14 protein-coding genes and 1 riboswitch are annotated in these 15,419 nt (G+C 70.9%); of the genes, 5 read left to right on the top strand and 9 right to left on the bottom strand.

Annotation, left to right across the window (positions count from 1 at the left end):
- Positions 1 to 184: 184 nt before the first annotated feature.
- Both ABH931_RS15785 and mnmA read right to left on the bottom strand, forming a co-directional pair.
- Entirely contained in the window at positions 185 to 751 is a 567-nt protein-coding gene (locus tag ABH931_RS15785) for a TIGR00730 family Rossman fold protein (RefSeq protein WP_370113574.1), read from the bottom strand.
- A 21-nt stretch (positions 752 to 772) separates the two neighbouring features.
- Positions 773 to 1,972: a tRNA 2-thiouridine(34) synthase MnmA gene (gene mnmA, locus ABH931_RS15780; RefSeq protein ID WP_370113572.1), complete on the bottom strand. Its 1,200-nt coding sequence runs from the start codon at positions 1,970 to 1,972 to the stop codon at positions 773 to 775.
- A 232-nt stretch (positions 1,973 to 2,204) separates the two neighbouring features.
- Between mnmA and ABH931_RS15775 the strand changes: the two genes are divergently transcribed.
- Positions 2,205 to 2,945, top strand: coding sequence for an enhanced serine sensitivity protein SseB C-terminal domain-containing protein (locus ABH931_RS15775; RefSeq protein WP_370113827.1), 741 nt, complete (start codon positions 2,205 to 2,207; stop codon positions 2,943 to 2,945).
- An 86-nt stretch (positions 2,946 to 3,031) separates the two neighbouring features.
- On the opposite strand, the gene ABH931_RS15770 is transcribed toward ABH931_RS15775, so the two are convergent.
- The 5 genes from ABH931_RS15770 to ABH931_RS15750 form a co-directional block, all read right to left on the bottom strand.
- Entirely contained in the window at positions 3,032 to 4,123 is a 1,092-nt protein-coding gene (locus ABH931_RS15770; protein ID WP_370113570.1) for an ABC transporter ATP-binding protein, read from the bottom strand.
- 38 nt (positions 4,124 to 4,161) lie between these two features.
- Entirely contained in the window at positions 4,162 to 5,232 is a 1,071-nt protein-coding gene (locus ABH931_RS15765; protein ID WP_370113568.1) for an ABC transporter ATP-binding protein, read from the bottom strand.
- A gap of 71 nt (positions 5,233 to 5,303) precedes the next feature.
- The gene (locus ABH931_RS15760) at positions 5,304 to 6,296 is read right to left on the bottom strand and encodes an ABC transporter permease (protein ID WP_370113567.1); all 993 of its coding nucleotides are present in this window, start codon (positions 6,294 to 6,296) and stop codon (positions 5,304 to 5,306) included.
- 149 nt (positions 6,297 to 6,445) lie between these two features.
- Positions 6,446 to 8,134: an ABC transporter substrate-binding protein gene (locus ABH931_RS15755; protein ID WP_370113565.1), complete on the bottom strand. Its 1,689-nt coding sequence runs from the start codon at positions 8,132 to 8,134 to the stop codon at positions 6,446 to 6,448.
- 82 nt (positions 8,135 to 8,216) lie between these two features.
- Positions 8,217 to 9,203 (bottom strand): ABC transporter permease, encoded by a 987-nt coding sequence (locus ABH931_RS15750; protein WP_370113563.1) that lies wholly within the window; start codon positions 9,201 to 9,203, stop codon positions 8,217 to 8,219.
- 477 nt (positions 9,204 to 9,680) lie between these two features.
- Between ABH931_RS15750 and ABH931_RS15745 the strand changes: the two genes are divergently transcribed.
- Positions 9,681 to 10,340: a trimeric intracellular cation channel family protein gene (locus tag ABH931_RS15745; RefSeq protein ID WP_370113561.1), complete on the top strand. Its 660-nt coding sequence runs from the start codon at positions 9,681 to 9,683 to the stop codon at positions 10,338 to 10,340.
- 33 nt (positions 10,341 to 10,373) lie between these two features.
- Here the strand turns inward: ABH931_RS15745 and ABH931_RS15740 are convergent, their stop codons facing one another.
- A complete protein-coding gene (locus ABH931_RS15740) occupies positions 10,374 to 11,123 on the bottom strand; it encodes an IclR family transcriptional regulator (RefSeq protein ID WP_370113559.1) in 750 nt (249 codons plus the stop codon).
- 131 nt (positions 11,124 to 11,254) lie between these two features.
- Between ABH931_RS15740 and ABH931_RS15735 the strand changes: the two genes are divergently transcribed.
- A complete protein-coding gene (locus ABH931_RS15735) occupies positions 11,255 to 12,433 on the top strand; it encodes a cysteine desulfurase family protein (RefSeq protein ID WP_370113557.1) in 1,179 nt (392 codons plus the stop codon).
- Positions 12,434 to 12,593: 160 nt separating this feature from the next.
- Here ABH931_RS15735 and ABH931_RS15730 read toward each other — a convergent pair whose 3' ends face one another.
- Complete coding sequence (locus tag ABH931_RS15730; protein WP_370113555.1) at positions 12,594 to 13,325, bottom strand: enhanced serine sensitivity protein SseB C-terminal domain-containing protein; 732 nt, start codon at positions 13,323 to 13,325, stop codon at positions 12,594 to 12,596.
- Positions 13,326 to 13,396: 71 nt separating this feature from the next.
- A riboswitch (glycine riboswitch) is annotated at positions 13,397 to 13,500 on the top strand.
- 163 nt (positions 13,501 to 13,663) lie between these two features.
- Between ABH931_RS15730 and gcvT the strand changes: the two genes are divergently transcribed.
- Together gcvT and gcvH are read left to right on the top strand one after the other, a co-directional pair.
- Complete coding sequence (gcvT, locus tag ABH931_RS15725; protein ID WP_370113553.1) at positions 13,664 to 14,782, top strand: glycine cleavage system aminomethyltransferase GcvT; 1,119 nt, start codon at positions 13,664 to 13,666, stop codon at positions 14,780 to 14,782.
- A gap of 111 nt (positions 14,783 to 14,893) precedes the next feature.
- A complete protein-coding gene (gcvH, locus tag ABH931_RS15720; protein WP_370113551.1) occupies positions 14,894 to 15,271 on the top strand; it encodes a glycine cleavage system protein GcvH in 378 nt (125 codons plus the stop codon).
- Positions 15,272 to 15,419 lie beyond the last annotated feature (148 nt).

The following is a 15,419-nucleotide window of genomic DNA, read 5'->3' as shown; positions in this document are numbered from 1 at the left end:
CGGGCCGATCCCGGCGGAGCCGGTGGCACCGCCCCACGCAGGCGGCCCGGCAGAACCGGTGGCACCGCCCCACGCAGGCGGCCCGCCAGAACCGGTGGCACCGCCCCACGCAGGCGGCCCGGCAGAACCGGTGACGCCCCCCACGCAGGCGGCCCGGCAGAACCGGTGGCACCGGCCGGGACGGTCAGGCCGGCGCGGCCGCGTCGGCCGGGGTGCCGGCCTCGTCCGCGCCCTCCGCGTAGCGCAGCGCCGTGGCGCCGTCGGGGGCGAAGCGCACCAGCTCGTCCAGGGGGCGGGGCAGGAAGCCCTCCCGCTCCATCCGGCGCAGCTGGGTGCGCATGCCGTCGTAGAAGCCCTCGGTGTCGAGCAGCACGACGGGCTTGTCGTGCAGGCCGTGCTTCTTCAGCTCCAGCACCTCGGTGACCTCGTCCAGCGTGCCCAGCCCGCCGACCAGGACGACGATCGCATCCGCGCGGGCCAGCAGCTGCGCCTTGCGCTCGGCGAGGTCCGCGGTGGTGACCAGCTCGTCCGCGCCGGAGTACGCCTTGTGGCGCAGCAGCTCGACGGAGATGCCGACCAGCTTCGCGCCCGCCGCCTTGGCCTCGTCGGCGACGACGCCCATCAGTCCGGCGTCGGAGCCGCCCCAGACCAGGGTGTGGCCGCGCTCGCCCAACTGCCGGGCGAACTCCCGGGCGGGAGCCTGGTAGCGCTCGTCGAGGGCGAAGGCGGAGCAGAAGACGGTGATGTTCATGCGGTGGGTCCCCCCGGTCGGTCAGGCGTGGCTGGTGGCGCGCTCGGCCCCGGTTCGTTCGGCCCCGGCGCGCTCGGCCCCGGCTCGTTCGGTCTGCGCGATGGTCGCCGAGCCGACGACGCGGGTGTCGTCGTACAGCACGACGGCCTGCCCCGGCGCGATGCCGCGCAGCGGCTCGTCCAGGACGACGCGCAGCCCGCCGTCCGCGGCGACCTCCGCCGTGACCGGCACCTGCTCGCCGTGCGCGCGGATCTGCGCGAGGTAGCGCCCCGTACCGACGGGCGGCTCGGCGCCGCACCAGCGCGGCTTGACGCCGGTCAGCGCGGTCACGTCCAGCGCCTCGGCGGGGCCGACGGTGACGCGGTTGTCGACCGGCGAGATGTCCAGCACGTAGCGCGGCTTGCCGTCCGCGGCCGGGTGCCCGATGCGCAGGCCCTTGCGCTGCCCGATGGTGAAGCCGTAGGCGCCCGTGTGCTCGCCGAGGACGGTGCCGTGGGCGTCCACGATCTCGCCGGGCGCGGCGCCCAGGCGCTGCGCCAGGAAACCCTGGGTGTCGCCGTCGGCGATGAAGCAGATGTCGTGGCTGTCCGGCTTCTTGGCCACCGCCAGGCCCCGGCGCTCGGCCTCGACCCGGACCTGCTCCTTGGCGGTGTCCCCGAGCGGGAACATCGCGTGCGCGAGCTGCTCGGCGTCCAGGACCCCGAGCACGTAGGACTGGTCCTTGGCCGGGTCCACGGCCCGGTGCAGCTCGCGGCCGCGGGTGGGGTGGTCGACGATCCGGGCGTAGTGGCCGGTGCAGACGGCGTCGAAGCCGAGGGCCACGGCCTTGTCGAGCAGCGCGGCGAACTTGATCTTCTCGTTGCAGCGCAGGCACGGGTTGGGCGTCCGTCCGGCCGCGTACTCGGCGACGAAGTCGTCGATCACGTCCTCACGGAACCGCTCGGCGAGGTCCCAGACGTAGAAGGGGATCCCCAGCACGTCCGCCGCGCGGCGCGCGTCCCGGGAGTCCTCCAGCGTGCAGCAGCCGCGGGCGCCGGTGCGGAAGCTCTGCGGGTTGCTCGCCAGCGCGAGGTGCACACCGGTGACCTCGTGCCCTTGTTCCACCGCCCGCGCGGCGGCGACGGCGGAGTCCACGCCGCCGGACATGGCCGCGAGCACGCGCAGCCGGCCGCCGGGCAGCACGGAGGAGTCGGGAGCGGGGGCGCCGGGGAAGTCAGACATAGTGCCTACCAGAATACGGGCCGCCCCCGTCGGCCTCGGCGGGCCCCGGGCTCGTAGGGTTCCGGGCTCGTAGGGTCTCGGGCTCGTAGGGTTCCGGGCGCGGAAGGCCGCCTGAGTCGTTCCGCTCAGTTTCCCCGCCGATCCCGTGAGTAACTTTCCCGATAGTGCGCGGGCGTGGATCTCACTAGGCTCACGGGTGGCCTGTGGTGGACGAGTGAGGACGGACGCGGTGATCGAAGCGGCGCTGAGGGAGATCGCCCCGGGCCGGTACGACCGGTACGAGGAGTTGCTGCACGCCGTCGCCCAGGGCCGGCTCTGGATGCTGCTGTGGCACGGCGTGGCCGGCGACCCGGACGCCCAGTACGGGAACCTGGAGGTCGGCGGCTACGGGTACGCGCCCTGTGTGACCTCCGAGGAGCAGCTGGCCGCCAGCGGGTGGGCCCGGCAGCACCAGGTCGTCACCGGCGCGGAGGTGGCCGCGGCGCTGTACCGCGAGCGCTGGGGGCTGTGGCTCAACCCGCACCAGCCCGGTGGCGGCGTCGGCATCCCCTGGGCGGACCTGCGCCGGATCGCCGGGGGCCTGGACCGCCTCCCGGCGGGGCCGCTGGGCATCTCGCCGGTGGACCAGCCTCCGGCGTCCGTTCCCGGGTACGTGGGCGAGCCCGCGGCGTCGGCGGCGTTCTACCGCGCGCTCGTGCGGGGGGCCAGGGAGAACCAGGCGGTCCGTTCGCTGCGGCGGGCCTGGGTCGCCCCGGCCTACGGGGAGCCGCGGCTGACCATAGGCCTGGATCTGGACGACACCTCGGACGCGTCCGTCGTCGCGACCCAGCAGATGATGTTCGAGGCCGTTGCCTCCGCTCCGGACGGCCTGGCCGTCTCCAGCGTCACCATGGCCGACCCGTACGACCCCGTCGCGATGTGGCTCTGGTCCCGGGTCCCGGCGTTCTACAGCCGCGAGCACCAGCCCGCCTGAACGCGGACACGCGAAAGCCCGAAGGGCCGTCCCACGGCACGGTGGGACGGCCCTTCGGGCTTCTCCTCGCGGAGGCTACGGCCGGGTCACTTGGCCGAAGCCGGCGCCGACGGAGTCTCCTCCGGAGCGACGACCTGCTTCACCTCGGGGAAGTGGCAGGCAGCCTGGTGGCCGGCGGCCGAGCCGAGCAGCTGGACCAGCGGCGGCTCCTCCGAGGCGCAGATGTCCTGCGCCTTCCAGCAGCGGGTCCGGAACCGGCAACCCGACGGCGGGTTGATCGGGCTCGGGACGTCGCCGGTCAGGCGGATCCGCTCGCGGTTCGACGCACCGTCCGGGTCCACCTCCGGCACCGCGGAGAGCAGCGCGTGGGTGTAGGGGTGCTGCGGGCGGGAGTACAGCGTCTCGCGGTCCGCGATCTCCACGATCTTGCCGAGGTACATGACCGCGACGCGCTCGGAGAAGTGCCGCACGACGGCGAGGTCGTGGGCGATGAAGAGGAACGCCAGACCGAACTCGCGCTGCAGGTCCTGGAGCAGGTTGACGACCTGCGCCTGGATCGACACGTCGAGGGCCGAGACGGGCTCGTCGGCGACGATCAGCTTCGGCTTGAGCGCGAGGGCCCGGGCGATGCCGATGCGCTGACGCTGACCGCCGGAGAACTCGTTCGGGTAGCGGTTGTAGTGCTCGGGGTTGAGACCGACGATCTCCAGCAGCTCCTGGGCCCGCTTCTTGTGGCCCTGCTCCGGGTTGATCCCGTTGAGCTTCATCGGGGTCTCGATGATCGTGCCGACCGTGTGCCTCGGGTTCAGCGAGGAGTACGGGTCCTGGAAGATCATCTGCAGGTTCTGCCGGGCCGTCCTCATCGAGGAGACCTTCTTGTGCGTGATGTCCTCGCCGTCGAAGCGGACGGTGCCGCCGGTCGGCTCCAGCAGGCGGGTGACCGCGCGGCCGGTGGTCGACTTGCCACAGCCCGACTCGCCGACCAGGCCGAGCGACTCGCCCGGCTTGACGCCGAAGCTGACGCCGTCGACGGCCCGGACCGCGCCGATCTGACGCTGGAAGACGATGCCCTGACGGATCGGGAAGTGGACCTGCAGGTCCTGGACCTCGAGCAGGTTCTCGCCCGAGGTCGGCTGCTCCTCGGTCTGCTGGGCCGGGATGCTCTTGGTGGTGCTCATGCCCTTCTCCGTTTCGTCCGCCGCTCCCGCGCGGGCCGTCACTTGGTGCCTCGCGCGGTGGCGCTGCGGATCCCGGCCTTGGCGTCACCGGTCAGGTGGCAGGCCGCAATGTGCTTGTCGCTGCCCAGGACCGGCAGCAGCTCCGGCCGGTCGACCGTGCAACGGCCGTCCGGGACCTGGTCCTTGAACGAGCAACGCGGGTTGAACGCGCAGCCCGAGGGCAGGTTGATCAGGCTCGGCGGCGCGCCCTGGATCGGGTTGAGCCGCTCGTTGACATCGCCGCCCAGGTGCGGCATCGACTGCAGCAGGCCCCAGGTGTACGGGTGCTCGGGGGACTTGAGCACGTCGTGCACCGAGCCGTACTCGATGCGCCGGCCACCGTACATGACCAGGATGTCGTCGGAGATCTCCGCGACGACGCCCAGGTCGTGGGTGATGATGATGACCGCGGAGCCGAACTCCTCCTGAAGGTCCCGGATCAGGTCCAGGATCTGGGCCTGCACGGTCACGTCGAGCGCGGTGGTCGGCTCGTCGGCGATCAGCAGCTCGGGGTCGCACACCAGCGACATGGCGATCATGGCGCGCTGGCGCATACCGCCGGAGAACTGGTGCGGGTAGTCCTTGGCACGACGCTCGGGCTGCGGGATGCCGACACGCTTGAGCATCTCGACCGCGCGCTCGTTCGCCTCCTTCTTCGACGCCTTGTGGTGCACCCGGTACGCCTCGGCGATCTGGGCACCGACGCTGAAGAAGGGGTGCAGGGCCGACAGCGGGTCCTGGAAGATCATGGAGACCTTCTGGCCGCGCAGGGCGCGCATCTGCGCCTCGGACATGCCGACGAGTTCCTCGCCGTCCAGCCAGACCTCACCGGACACCTTCGCCCGGGTGCCCTTGTGGAGACCGAGCAGCGAGAGCGAGGTGACGGACTTGCCCGAGCCGGACTCGCCGACGATGCCCAGCGTCTGGCCCTTCTCCAGGGAGAAGGAGACGCCGTCGACCGACTTGACGAGGCCGTCCTCGGTGGGGAAGTGGACACGCAGGTCCCGGACCTCCAGGAAGGAGGACGGCGGATTGACGCCCACGGGCTGCGGCGAGAGTTCGATGGCCACGGGTACTTCCTAAGTCGACGGGGGGTCGGGATCACCGACCCGCGCCGGATGGTTCTGGACCTGAGCGGGGATCAGGCGTAGCGGACGCGGGGGTCGATGATGCCGTAGAGGACGTCGACGACGACGTTGGCGAGAACCACGGCGGTGGCGGCGAAGAGGCTGGTGGCCATGATCACCGGCAGGTCGACGTCCTGCACCGACTGCACGGCCAGCTGGCCGATGCCGGGGATGCCGAACGCGGTCTCGGTGATGATCGCGGAGCCACCGATCAGGGTGCCGAAGTCCATCCCGAAGATGGTGACGATCGGCGTGATCGCGGAGCGCAGGGTGTGCTTGAGGATGACCGTGCGCCGGCCGAGGCCCTTGGCCCGGGCGGTGCGGATGTAGTCCTCACCCATGACCTCCAGCGAGGTCGAGCGGGTCAGTCGCGTGTAGTAGGCCATCGAGCCGATGACCAGCGCGGTCCACGGCAGGATCAGGCCCTGGAACCAGGCGACCGGGTCGTCGGTGATGTTGGTGTAGCCGGGAGCCGGCAGCCACTGCCACTTGTCGACGACGAAGAACTGGAGGATCAGGGCGCTGAAGTAGATCGGCAGGGAGATGCCGAAGAGCGCGAAGCCCACGGCCACCTTGTCGACCAGCTTGCCCTTGCGGACCGCGGCGGTCAGGCCGAGGGCCACACCGACGACCAGGAAGACCAGGGCGGCGCCGAGCGCCAGCGACAGGTCGGCCGGGAAGCGGCCCCAGATCGTGTCCCAGACGTTGGAGTCGTCGTGGAACGAGATGCCCAGGCACGGCGCCGGGCAGTGGACCGCGTTGCCGCCGTCGCCGAAGGTCCGGCCGTGGAAGAAGCCCCACACGTAGTTGCCGTACTGGACGAAGATGTTCTGGTCCAGGCCGAGCGAGTGGTGGATCGCCGCGATGCGGTCCGGCGTACAGGCCTTGCCACAGGCGAGGACCGCGGGGTCGCTCGGCAGGGCGAAGAAGATGAGGAAGGTGACGAGGCTGACCACCGCGATAACGGTGAGGGCGCTCAGCAGGCGTCGAATCAGATAACGAGTCATGTGGTGCTGGGACCGGGACGAACCTGGTCCGCCTCCCTCTCGCTGTGGGCCGGCGGGTGTGGACCTGCGCGCGGGGTGACGATACGGACGGTGTACCCCCGGCTAGGGCAGGCGGTTTGTGGCCGCCTGCCCTAGCCGGATGGTGGAGATTACTTCTTGATGTAGACGTGGGCCAGGTTCATCTCGGCCAGCACGGTGTCATCGGTGAGGCCACCGACCTTCGAGCCCTGGAGCTCGTTGAAGGTCATGTAGACCAGCGGGACGACGGCCGCGTCGTTCTGCAGCAGCGAGACGTCGAGGGCGCCCCACTCCTGGTTGGCCGTCGAGGCGTCCGGCTCCTGCGCGGCCTTGTCCATGGCGGCCTCGGCCGTCTTGTCGTTCAGCTGCGAGAAGACCTGGTTGCCCTGGGGGATGATCTGGCGACCGTCGAACAGCGGCGGGATGATGGTCGAGGCGTTCGGCCAGTCGGCGATCCAGTCGGCCCAGATCATGTCGTACTTGTTGGACGTGTTGCCCACGTTGTTGAAGTACGAGCCACGGTCGATCTGCTGGATGTTGACCGTGATGCCGATCTGCGCGAGCGAGTCGCGGATCGCGTCGCCCACCTTGACCTGGGTCGGCGTGGCCTCGATCGCCAGCGACAGGGTCAGCTTGGAGACGCCGGCCTGGGCCATGAGGGCCTTGGCCTTGGCGACGTCACCGGCCGGGTCCGTGCCGTACGGGGCGGCGGACGCCTGGCGGCCGTCGGTGCCCGGGGGCAGGAAGACGGTGGCGTACTGACCGTAGGCGGAACCACCGAAGGCGCCACGGACGGTCTGCTTGTTGATCGCCCACTCGATGGCCTGGCGGACCTGGAGGCTCTTCACCGTGGTGGTGTTGAGGGCCAGGTAGTTGGTGCCCGGCGCGGCGATGGCGTGCCAACGCGACTTCAGGGTCGGGTCCTGCGAGAACGGCGTCAGGTCGGTGCCCGCGATCGGGTCCTCGATGATCGCGTGCTGCGCGTCGCCGACGTCGGCCTTCATCAGCTGGTCGATGGCGGCCATGTCCTGGCCCATCTTGACGTCGATCTCGTCGACGTTCTGGTCACGCAGCGGGTCGACCGCCTTGGTCCACTGCGGGTTGCGAACGAGGATGAGCTCCTTGTTCTTGGTGTAGGACTTGAGCTCGTACGGGCCGTCCGACCAGACGTTGGTGTCGTAGGTGGCACCGGTGTCGTGCGCCTTCGGCACCGCGGAGAACGTCTCCATGGCGGTGGCCTCGTTGAAGTCCGAGACCGGCACGCTCAGGTTGAAGACGACGGTGCTGGCGTCCGGGGTCTGGATGGAGGCCAGGTCGCCGGACTTGGTCGGGCCCTTGTAGCCCTTGCCGCCGACGAGCCACTGCGAGGCGTACTGCGGGCCACCGGACAGGTCCGGGTCGAAGGAGCGCTCGACACCGTACTTGACGTCCTGGGCGGTGACGGCGGTGCCGTCCTGCCACTTGACACCCGGGCGGATGTGGAACGTCCAGGTCTTGGCGCCGTTGCTCGAGGTGCCGGTGTCGGTGGCGAGGTCACCGACGAGCTTCGGAGCACCGGTCGGGTTGCTGGCGTCCTGCTGCCAACCGGTCAGCGAGCGGTAGATCTCGCGACCGATGTTCTGACCCTGCGTGGTGTACGTGCGCTGCGGGTCGATGTGGTCGAAGTCGCTGGGCGCGTAGTAGACCAGCGTGCCGCCCTTGCTCACCTGGTCGGCGGAGCCGGCAGAGGAGCCGCCCTTGGAGCCGCCGCAAGCCGTGGCGCCCATCGCGACGGAGATGGCGATGGCCGTGAGGCCTATCGCGCGCTTGTTGCGCATCATTGTTTTCTAGTCTCCTTGAGAGAACTGATGGATCAGCCAGCGACCTGCCCCCGCCCGAGGGCGGGGAGCAACTCGTGGTGGTTCAGGCGCGGTTGGCCCGCGGGTCCAGAGCGTCGCGCACGCCGTCACCCAACAGGTTCAGCGAGAGGACGGCCAGCAGCAGTGCCACACCCGGCACGACCATGTAGGTCGGGTCGTAGAGGTAGTACTGGGTCGCGGCGTCGAGCATCGAACCGAGGTCCGGGTTCGGCGGGACGACACCCACGCCCAGGTAGGAGAGCGCGGCCTCGGTGGCGATGTTGGTCGGCACCGCGAGGGCGAAGGAGATCAGGATCGGCGCCCAGAGGTTCGGCAGCAGCTGCTTGAAGAGCATGTGCTTCCAGCCGGCGCCCATGATCCGGGCGGCGTCGACGAACTCGCGCTCACGCAGGGAGAGCACCTGACCGCGGACGAGGCGCGCGGTGTAGGCCCAGGCGAACAGCGCGATGATCACGATGATCGAGCCGAGCTGGAGCGTCTCGCTGGTGCCGCCGTGCGTGTCGGTCGAGAACGCGTTCGTCAGCACCGGGGTGAGCGCGATGATGAAGAGCAGCTGCGGGAAGGCCAGCATGACGTTCATGACCCAGTTGAGGGCGGTGTCGATCTTGCCACCGAAGTAGCCCGAGGCCAGACCCACGACGACGCCGAGCAGCGTCGACAGCGAGGCGGCGATCAGGGCCACGATCAGCGAGGTCCGCAGGCCGTACACCAGACGCGAGAAGACGTCGTAACCGGTGCCGGGCTCGACACCGAGCCAGTGGCTGCCGCTGATCCCGCCGAACGAGCCGAGCGGGAAGTTGCCGTTGTCCGGGTTGATCCCCTTGAGGTCCGGGGTCGCCGGGCCCCACCCCTCGATGCCCGAGAGCACCGGGGCCAGAGCGGCCGTGAGGATGAAAAGGATCGCGACCACCAGGGCAACCATGGACGCCCGGTCTCGCCGGAGGCGCAGGAACGCCATCCTCGAGGGGGACCGTCCGACGATCTCCGTGGCGGCCGGGGTCGCGGCGGTGTCTGCGGTTGCAGTGGTCACCTCGGCCTCCAAGACAGTCGAGTCACCGGTGGTCCCGGTCGAGTGGGGTTGCTGAGTCATCGTGCGGACATCCCCGGAAGTTGGTTCATGTGTTCATGTCGCTGCGCGGTGAGGGGACTCTATGCAAACCGTTTTTCAGGGCTCAAGGCTTCACCTTCACATGAGACCAGAATGAGATCATGCAAGATCCATAAAGCGACCCTTATGTCCGAATTGATCTGATAGGGGCATGTGTAGGGTCGCGCCCCGAGCCGTATTTGATCATTCATCAGCCCGAATTGACCGGGATATCCGCCACCCTGCCCGGGGGTGCATTTTGCCTTTCCTTGACCTGCTGTCTGAAATGCGAGACATGGGGCCGCATGGGCGGTTGGCGCACCTGGCACGGGTGCTGTTGAAGAGGTCTATGCAGACTCGCGCACTCTGAGAGGCGACCCTCCGCACCGCAAACCAGGCAATACCCGGTAGAAAAGGTGCGTGACCTCGCAGATCTTCAGTCCCGGCGTCGAGCAGGTGCTCGACCTCGCCGGCATCTTCGTCTTCGCTCTCTCCGGCGGCCTCCTGGCCATCCGGAAGAACTTCGACGTCTTCGGCATCGCGGTGCTGGCCGAGGCGACGGCCCTGGGCGGCGGTGTCCTGCGCGACGTGCTGATCGGCGCGATCCCCCCGGCCGCCTTCACCAACCTCGGCTACTTCCTCACCCCACTGGTGGCGACCGCCGTCGTCTTCTTCCTCCACCCCGAGGTGGCCAGGATCAACCGCACCGTGCAGGCCCTGGACGCGCTGGGCCTCGGCCTGTTCTGCGTGACCGGCACGGCCAAGGCCCACGACTACGGGCTGGCGGTGATCCCCTCGATCGCCCTCGGCATGCTCACCGCCGTCGGCGGCGGCGTGATCCGCGACGTGCTGGCCATGGAAACGCCGTCCCTGCTGCGCTGGGACCGCTCGCTCTACGCCGTCCCGGCCCTGGTGGGCGCGACCCTCACGGCGATCCTGATCGCGGTGAACGGGCTCGGCGCGGTCACCGGCAGCGCCGCCGCGCTGTTCGCCTTCGGCTTCCGGATGCTCGCGATCCACTACAACTGGCAGGCGCCGCGGGCCTGGCACCGCGGCAGCTCGAACGCCGGCGAGCACTGACCGGCGGCCCGGGCCGACCGGCGCGCCTCGCGGTCAGGCGGTCGCGCCGCCGCCGTACTCGCGGGAGATGGCCTCGGCGGTGGCGCGCAGGTCGGGCAGCAGCCGCCGCAGCGCGCTGAGCGGGGCCACCACCGTCGCGGTCGAGATCGAGCAGGCCGCGATCACCCGGCCGTCGATGCCGTGGATCGGCACGGCCACGCAGTTCACGCTCTCCTCGTACTCGCCCCGGTCCATCGCCCAGCCCTGCTCGCGCACCGACTCCACCTCGGCCAGCAGCGCCTCCGGCGTGCGCAGCGTGCGCGGGGTGTACCCCGGCAGCTCCAGGCGCCGCACCAGCTCCGCGCGGTGCGGCGCGGACAGCCCGGCCAGCAGCACCTTGCCCACCGCCGTCGCCCCGAGCGGCGCGCGCTTGCCGATGCGCGAGTACATCCGCACGGGATAGCGGCTTTCCAACTTGTCCACATACGTGGCCTCGCCGTCCTCATAGACGGCGAGGTGGACGGTGTGTCCGCAGGCGTCGTTGAGCGCGGCGAGATGGGGGGCGGCGACCCCGCGCACGTCGATGCTCTCCAGGGCCAGCTGGGCGAGGGAGAAGAGACGTCCCCCGAGCCGGTAGCGGTAGTCCGCCTGCCGGTGCACGAAGCCGTGCTGCTCCAGCGTGCGCAGCAGCCGCAGCGCGGTGGACTTGTGGACCCCGAGCAGCGCCGCGGCCTGTTCCAGCGAGACGGGTCCGTCGGCCAGCGAGGCGAGCACGGTGAGTGCCCGGTCCACCGACTGCGACATGTCCCACCAGCCCCGATCCGCTGCGGTCCGGCGATCCCGGCATCCTGCGATCGCAGGATGCCGGGATCATAAGGAGCGGCGGCGGGGCCCGCAACGGCTGTCCACGCCCACCCGACTAGACTTGCCCCGCCATGCCGTATCTCGACCACGCCGCCACGACTCCGATGCTGCCGGAGGCGGTCCAGGCGATGACCACGCAGCTGAGCCTCGTCGGCAACGCCTCCTCCCTGCACTCCGCGGGCCGGCGCGCCCGCCGCGTGGTGGAGGAGTCACGCGAGCAGCTGGCCGCCGTCCTCGGCGCACGCCCCAGCGAGATCGTGTTGACCGGCGGCGGCACCGAGTCGGACAACCTCGCCGTCAAGGGCCTGTTCTGGGCCCGCCGCGACGCGGACCCGGCGCGCCGCCGCATCCTGTGCAGCCCCGTGGAGCACCACGCCGTCCTCGACGCGGTGCTCTGGCTGGAGCGGCACGAGGGCGCGGTCGTCGAGTGGCTGCCGGTCGACGCGCTCGGCCGGGTCCACCCCGAGGCGCTGCGCGCGGCCGTCACGACGAACCCGTCGGACGTCGCCCTGGTCACCGTGATGTGGGCCAACAACGAGGTCGGCACGATCCAGCCGATCCACGAACTCGCGGCGGTGGCGCATGAGTTCGGCATCCCCATGCACGCCGACGCGGTCCAGGCCTTCGGGCAGCTGCCGCTCTCCTTCGAGGAGTCCGGCCTCGACGCGATGACGGTGACCGGCCACAAGATCGGCGGCCCCTACGGCGTCGGCGCGCTGGTCCTCTCGCGTTCCGCGGCCCCCGTCCCGCTGCTGCACGGCGGCGGGCAGGAGCGGGACGTCCGCTCCGGGACGCTGGACGTCCCGGCGACGGCCGGCTTCGCGGCGGCCGCCGCGGTGGCCGACGAGCGACGCCCGCGCTACGCCGCCGAGCTCGGCGCGCTGCGGGACCAACTCGTCGCGACCGTCCGCGCGGCGGTCCCGGACGCGATCCTCAACGGCGACCCGGATCCGGCCGGACGCCTGGCCGCGAACGCGCACTTCTCCTTCCCGGGCTGCGAGGGCGACGCGCTGCTGATGCTGCTCGATGCCCGGGGCATCGAGTGCTCGACCGGCTCCGCGTGCTCGGCGGGCGTGCCGCAGCCGAGCCACGTCCTGCTCGCGATGGGCGCGGAGCCCGCGCTGGCGCGCGCCTCCCTCCGCTTCTCCCTGGGCCACACCTCCACCGAGGCGGACGTCAAGGCCCTCGCCGACGCCATCGCCCCCGTCGTCTCCCGCGCCCGCGCGGCCGGCTCGACCCAGCGCCGGTAGGCGCTCAGGCGGCGTAGCCGCCAGGGGCGCGAGGCTCTGCTCGATGAACTGCGTGCGCGACAAGCCACCCGGTGCGGTCAGGTCCCGAGCGGACAGGGCCATCCGCCTGGGGTGGGTTGCTCGCGCAGTTCCTCGCGCCCCTGAAGGCGGCTGCGCCGCCTCAGCGTGCGAAGAAGGGGGCCACCGTGGTGAGCATCCAGCGGGCCGTGGGGTCGTCCGAGACGGCGTCGAGGAGGACCAGGGAGACCTCGAACGCCTGCGGGACCGCGCCCAGCGCGCGCCCGAGCGCCAGGCCGACGGCCTGGTGGTCCACGGCCTCGTAGCGGGCCAGCTGCACACCCACGAAGAGCTTGACCGGATCGCTCTCCACCTGCACGAACGCCCGCCGGGCCGTCAGCACCACCGGCAGCGCGGCGAGCTCGCCCGCCGCCGCGGCCAGGTACTCGAAGGGCTCCTCGTGCGGCTCCGGCTCCCAGGCCGTCGTCCGGACGCCCTCCTCCGCGGGGTCCCCGCACAGGTCGGGGATGCCGGCCGCCGGTACCGGCATGCCGACCGCGCCCTCGGGGTTGACCGCGAGGCCGACGCCCTGCGGGAGACCACGGGCCAGCTCCTTGACCGGGGCGATCGCGTACGGCATCTGCGGACCGGCGACGGCGCGCAGCTGCGTCTCGGAGCTGAAGACCGGCACGAACGGCTGGCCCGCCAGCTCCGTGGTGGGCAGGTCGAGGGTGACCCCGTCCCGCGTCGGACCGGCCGGCATCGGCACCCAGACGTGGCTGCGGCCGAGTACCTCCATCACCCGGGGCGTCGCGCCCGGGTCGCCGACGGACGCCGCCAGCGCCAGCTCCAGCTCGTTCTCGGGCCAGCCCCCCGCCGGCCAGTGCTGCTGCACGGTCCCTCCTGTTCGCCACAGCCACGGCGCCATGCCATGATGAGCCCGACCACAATCGCATATCGGCCGATCGAACCCGCGCGGGAGAGCTCGGAGACACCCTCACGGGTGTCCACCGGCGCCGAAGGAGCAAGTCCTCCCCCGAATCTCTCAGGCACCACACCGCACGGGCGAGGCATCTCTGGAAAGCGACCGGTCTCTTGGTTCGAGACCAGGTCCACCCACGGTGCAAGCCGCGCTCCGCGCTCACGCGCGCCGCCGCGGTGAAGCTCTCAGGTTGCAGCGACAGACGGGGAGGCTCCCTGCCGCAGCATGCCCTGATCGCTAGGAGATCACCGATGTCTCTCCGCCTCACCGCGCTGGACACCGTCCACCGCGCCCTCGGCGCCACCATGACCGACTTCGCCGGCTGGGACATGCCGCTCCGCTACGGCAGCGAGCGCGAGGAGCACAACGCCGTCCGCACCAAGGCGGGCCTGTTCGACCTCTCGCACATGGGCGAGATCACCGTCACCGGCCCGCAGGCGGGCGAGATGCTGGACCACGCGCTGGTCGGCTTCGTCTCCGCGCTGGCCGTGCACAAGGCCCGCTACACGATGATCTGCGCCGCCGACGGCGGCATCCTGGACGACCTGATCGTCTACCGGGTCGGCGAGGACGAGTTCATGGTCGTCGCCAACGCCTCCAACGCGCAGCTGGTGCTCGACGAGCTGACCGCCCGGGTCGAGGGCTTCGACGCCACCGTGCGCGACGACCGCGACGCCTACGCGCTGATCGCCGTGCAGGGCCCCGACTCCCCCGCGATCCTCGGCTCGCTGACCGACGCCGACCTGCCGGGCCTGAAGTACTACACCTGTCTGCCCGCCACCGTCGCCGGCCGCCCGGCGCTGCTCGCCCGGACGGGCTACACCGGCGAGGACGGCTTCGAGCTGTTCGTCGCGCCGGCCGACGCCGAGGCGATCTGGCAGGCGCTGACCGAGGCCGGCACGTCCTACGGCCTGATCCCCTGCGGTCTCTCCTGCCGCGACACGCTGCGCCTGGAGGCGGGCATGCCGCTGTACGGGCACGAGCTGAACACCTCGCTGACCCCGTTCGACGCGGGCCTCGGCCGCGTGGTCCGGTTCGACAAGACCACCAACGGCGGCGAGTTCGTCGGCCGTACCGCGCTGGAGAAGGCCGCCGAGCAGGCCGCCGCCACCCCGCCGCGCGTGCTGGTCGGCCTGGTCTCCCCCGGCCGCCGCGTGCCGCGTGCGGAGATGAACGTGGTCGACGCCGAGGGCACCGTGATCGGCTCGATCACCTCCGGCGCTCCCTCTCCGACGCTGGGCAAGCCGATCGCGATGGCCTACGTCGACGCCACCTACGCCACGCCGGGCGCGAGCGTCGCCGTGGACGTGCGCGGCACGCACGAGCCGGTCGAGGTCGTCGCACTGCCGTTCTACAAGCGCGCCCGCTGACCGCTCTCCGAGCGCGCCCCCGCAGCAGCGGGTGTCTCACCTCGTAAGACTTGCCGTGGGGTCAACGACCCCCGTTTCGCCGTACCCACACCTCTCCGGGAGAATCGCGTCATGAGCAACCCCCAGAACCTCACGTACAGCAAGGAGCACGAGTGGCTGACGGCCGTCGAGGACGGCGTGGCCACCATCGGCATCACCGCCTTCGCGGCCGACGCGCTGGGTGACGTCGTCTACGTGGACCTCCCCGAGGTCGGCCGGACCATCACCGCGGGCGAGACCGTCGGTGAGCTGGAGTCGACCAAGTCCGTGAGCGACCTCTACACCCCCGCCTCCGGCGAGGTCGTCGAGGTCAACCAGGCGGTCATCGACGACCCGGCCCTGGTCAACTCCTCTCCGTTCGAGGACGGGTGGCTGTTCAAGCTGCGTCTGGCGGGCGAGCCCGAGGGCCTGCTCTCCGCCGACGAGTACTCCGCCCAGTTCGGCGGCTGACGACCGACCTCCGACCCGAGGGATTCCCCAACGCCATGACTGTCCTGAACCAGTCCCTGCACAGCCTCGACCCCGAGGTCGCCGCCGCGGTGGACGCCGAGCTGCACCGCCAGCAGTCGACCCTGGAGATGATCGCCTCCGAGAACTT

The sequence above is a fragment of the Streptacidiphilus sp. MAP12-33 genome (assembly GCF_041261265.1).
Lineage (GTDB): Bacteria > Actinomycetota > Actinomycetes > Streptomycetales > Streptomycetaceae > Streptacidiphilus.
This window is presented reverse-complemented; position numbering and strand designations above follow the sequence as displayed.

Coding starts and splice junctions, on each gene's coding strand:
- gcvT (WP_370113553.1), top strand. CDS start 13,664: ATGTCTCTCCGCCTCACCGCGCTGGACACCGTCCACCGCGCCCTCGGC.
- mnmA (WP_370113572.1), bottom strand. CDS start 1,972: ATGTCTGACTTCCCCGGCGCCCCCGCTCCCGACTCCTCCGTGCTGCCC.
- ABH931_RS15735 (WP_370113557.1), top strand. CDS start 11,255: ATGCCGTATCTCGACCACGCCGCCACGACTCCGATGCTGCCGGAGGCG.
- ABH931_RS15740 (WP_370113559.1), bottom strand. CDS start 11,123: ATGTCGCAGTCGGTGGACCGGGCACTCACCGTGCTCGCCTCGCTGGCC.
- ABH931_RS15770 (WP_370113570.1), bottom strand. CDS start 4,123: ATGAGCACCACCAAGAGCATCCCGGCCCAGCAGACCGAGGAGCAGCCG.
- ABH931_RS15755 (WP_370113565.1), bottom strand. CDS start 8,134: ATGATGCGCAACAAGCGCGCGATAGGCCTCACGGCCATCGCCATCTCC.
- gcvH (WP_370113551.1), top strand. CDS start 14,894: ATGAGCAACCCCCAGAACCTCACGTACAGCAAGGAGCACGAGTGGCTG.
- ABH931_RS15785 (WP_370113574.1), bottom strand. CDS start 751: ATGAACATCACCGTCTTCTGCTCCGCCTTCGCCCTCGACGAGCGCTAC.
- ABH931_RS15760 (WP_370113567.1), bottom strand. CDS start 6,296: ATGACTCGTTATCTGATTCGACGCCTGCTGAGCGCCCTCACCGTTATC.